We start from the raw sequence: 3,229 nt of genomic DNA, 5'->3' as shown, positions 1-3,229 counted from the left end.
AGAAGTGGGTAGAAAAAGCACAAAAACTGTTTGCAGAACAAGCAAAAACAGGTGACGTTCGTGCCGTATATTACAGTACGATATTAAAACCAGATTTAACCCACGAGCAATATATTAACGCCATTATCAATGCAGCAGACAATCACTATTTTTACCCGCTTGTTGAATACTCTATTACTTTAAGAGAATCAGAAAAATCTAATCAAGAAATGAAGGAACTCGCTAGTGACCTTCTTAATTATGCACGCTTTTATAACTTTGTTCCTGCTATAGATGCTTTAATGAATCACGAAGGTAAACATAAGCGAATGAAAGGCCCTCTTTACAAGGAACTTATGCAGCAGGGCATTGCAATGGGTTCAAATGACGCATGGGGTGGTTATAGTATACTTAGTCGTCATAATAACTCCCTAACTGAAACACAAAAATATATTGTAGCTAAAGCAAATTATTTATTTAATGGTGATGAGTTCGGCATAAGCTTTGTTACTCCTCCTAAAGGAAAAGACGCTTTAATTGTTGCGAATAAAAAAGCTCAAGAAAAGGCAGATAAGGTAAAAAAAGTAATCTTTATAGATGGTGCTCATTATCAAGTTCTTTATTAGCCTTTAATCACCTCAAGCAAATTATTGCCTAATTGTTTTTAGGTGTACTATACGCCATTAAAATCAATTAGCTTCTCAGTCCGTTAAGTTAAGGCCTTAAATGCATGAAAGTAACTATTACTACCCTATTATTAGTTTTCTCTTTTTTAGTCTTAAATGGATGCTCAAAAGCAACAACACCTCAACAAGCCGATATTGCTGTATTTGAACAATTTTTATCAGAAAATCCTATATCATCAGTAAGTCCAACCGTTGATATCGCAAGTATATACCAGCAAGATGACCCACTTTTTGAAAGTGTTTTGTACATCCAACGTAATCTTTGGGCTGAGGCAAAGAAACAACTTGAGCCGATGGCAAAGAACCAAAATCCTGACGCAAAATTTTGGTTAGCATCAATTACATGGGGAACGGGTATTAAAAACAACCCTATAGCTAAAAAGCTATATATGGAATCAGCGGAACAAGGTAACCCTTATGCAGCATTGTTTTTTTCGCCTAAAAACGATATTTGTCAAATGTACTATTCCAGTGAATGCAGTGAAAAATGGGTAGAGAAAGCACAAAAACTCTTTGCAGAACAAGCAAAAACAGGCAACGTTCGTGCCGTATATTACAGCACAATATTGAAACCAGATTTAACCCACGAGGAATATATTGATGCGGTTATTCAATCTGCAGAAAAGCATTATTACTACCCGCTCGTAGAGTATGCGAATAAAATTATCAATGAAGATAAGCCAAATAAAAACATGGAAGCTATGGCTGTGAATCTTCTTAATTATGCGCAATTTAATAACTTTATACCGGCTATTGACGCTTTGATGGGGTATGAGGGTGAAAAAAAACGTACTCAAGGTGAACAGTACAAAAGTCTTACAGAACAAGGAATAAACATTGGCTCAAACCATGCATGGCGAGTTTATCTATTAAATAGCATTAATGATAAATCCTTATCAAGCCAACAAAAATACTTCATAGCCAAGGCGAGTGAGTTATTTAATGGTTACGACTACGGCATTAGTTTTTCTATCCCACCAAAAGGAAAAGCAGCCTTAATTGCTGCGAATAAAAAGGCACAAGAAAAAGCAGATTCGGTAAAAAGAGTGATTTATATTGATGGTGCTCACGTACCTGAAGGTTAATTATTTTTTAATTTTTGAGCGCTTACTAAATGAACAGGAAGCGCTTTTTTAATCAATGATTAAAGCAAATTATTGCCCAGTAATTGTTAGGTGTACTATTGTGCATTAAAATCAATCAGCTTCTCAGTCCGCTAAGTTAAGGTCTAAATGCATGAAAGTAACTATTAGTACACTATTATTAGTTTTCTCTTTTTTAGCCTTAACCGGTTGCTCAAAAGCAACAACACCTCAACAAGCCGATATTGCTGTATTTGAACAATTCTTATCAGAAAATCCGATCTCAAGCATCAGTTCATCTATTGATGTAGCAAGTATCTATATGCCTGGTGATCCACTTTTTGAAGGGGTACTCAATATTCAGCGTAATCTCTGGGGAAAAGCAGAAAAAGCACTGAAACCGCTTGTTGATAAAAATGACCCCGATGCACTTTATTGGACGGCTTTAATCTCATACTCGGGAAGTATTAAAAGCACACCTATCGCTCGTAAGATGCTTATACAATCGGCAGAGTTAGGTAATCCATATGCGGCATTATTTTTTGCACCTGATAACCATCAATGCCAAATGTACTTCCCGAATGATTGCAGTGAAAAATGGGTGGAGAAAGCACAAAAACTCTTTGCTGAAAAAGCCAAAACAGGCGACGTTCGTGCCGTATATTACAGCACTACATTGAAACCTGACCTAACCCACAAGGAGTATATTGATGCGGTTATTCAATCTGCTGAAAAGCATTATTACTACCCGCTCGTAGAGTATGCGAATAAAATTATCAATGAAGATAAGCCAAATAAAAACATGGAAGCTATGGCTGTGAATCTTCTTAATTATGCGCGGTTTAATAACTTTGTACCGGCTATTGAGGGGCTTATAGGTAATGAGGTACAAAGTGGTCGTGAAGGTGGAGAAAGCTACCTTAATTACATAGAGCAGGGTATAAAATTAGGCTCAAATGCAGCATGGAATTTATACCAATTAAATAGCCTAGATAATAACTCATTAAATAATACACAAAAATATATTGTCGCTAAAGCTCTTGATTTACAAAACGGACGTTCTTTTGGTTTGCATGAAGTTATTGCACCTAAAGAAAAAGACGCCTTAATTGCTGCTAATAAAAAGGCTCAAGAAAAAGCAGATTCGGTAAAAAAAGTGATTTATATCGATGGTGCTCACGCAACAATGTTTTACTCACGTTTAGATATACAATAAATTTTCACCCATCAATTTAATTGATCTTAGGGCGCTTCTTAGATATTTAAGAAGCGCTTCTTAATCACCTTGAGCAAATTATTGCCCAGCAGAGATTAGATGTACAATTATGCATTAAAATCAATTAGCTTCTCAGTCCGTTAAGGCCTTAAATGCATGAAAGTAAATATTACTACCCTATTATTAGTTTTCTCTTTTTTAGTCTTAAATGGATGCTCAAAAGCAACAACACCTCAACAAGCCGATATTGCTGTGTTTGAACAATT

At 35.8% G+C, this 3,229-nt stretch carries 3 protein-coding genes; all 3 read left to right on the top strand.

Annotated elements, in window-relative coordinates; translation table 11 throughout:
• Positions 1 to 605: hypothetical protein (locus C9J42_RS21565; protein WP_158260214.1), on the top strand; the 605-nt coding region annotated here is incomplete at its 5' end.
• Between the two features lie 104 nt (positions 606 to 709).
• Positions 710 to 1,750 carry a sel1 repeat family protein gene (locus C9J42_RS21130; RefSeq protein WP_107291479.1) on the top strand — a complete coding sequence of 347 codons (1,041 nt, stop codon included), beginning with the start codon at positions 710 to 712 and terminating at the stop codon, positions 1,748 to 1,750.
• A gap of 151 nt (positions 1,751 to 1,901) precedes the next feature.
• Positions 1,902 to 2,963: a hypothetical protein gene (locus tag C9J42_RS21125; protein WP_107208801.1), complete on the top strand. Its 1,062-nt coding sequence runs from the start codon at positions 1,902 to 1,904 to the stop codon at positions 2,961 to 2,963.
• Positions 2,964 to 3,229: the final 266 nt, after the last annotated feature.

Source organism: Photobacterium sp. GB-56 (genome assembly GCF_003026105.1).
Taxonomy (GTDB): domain Bacteria; phylum Pseudomonadota; class Gammaproteobacteria; order Enterobacterales; family Vibrionaceae; genus Photobacterium.
The sequence above is the reverse complement of the archived record's forward strand: the minus strand, read 5'-3'. Positions and strand labels throughout refer to the sequence as shown.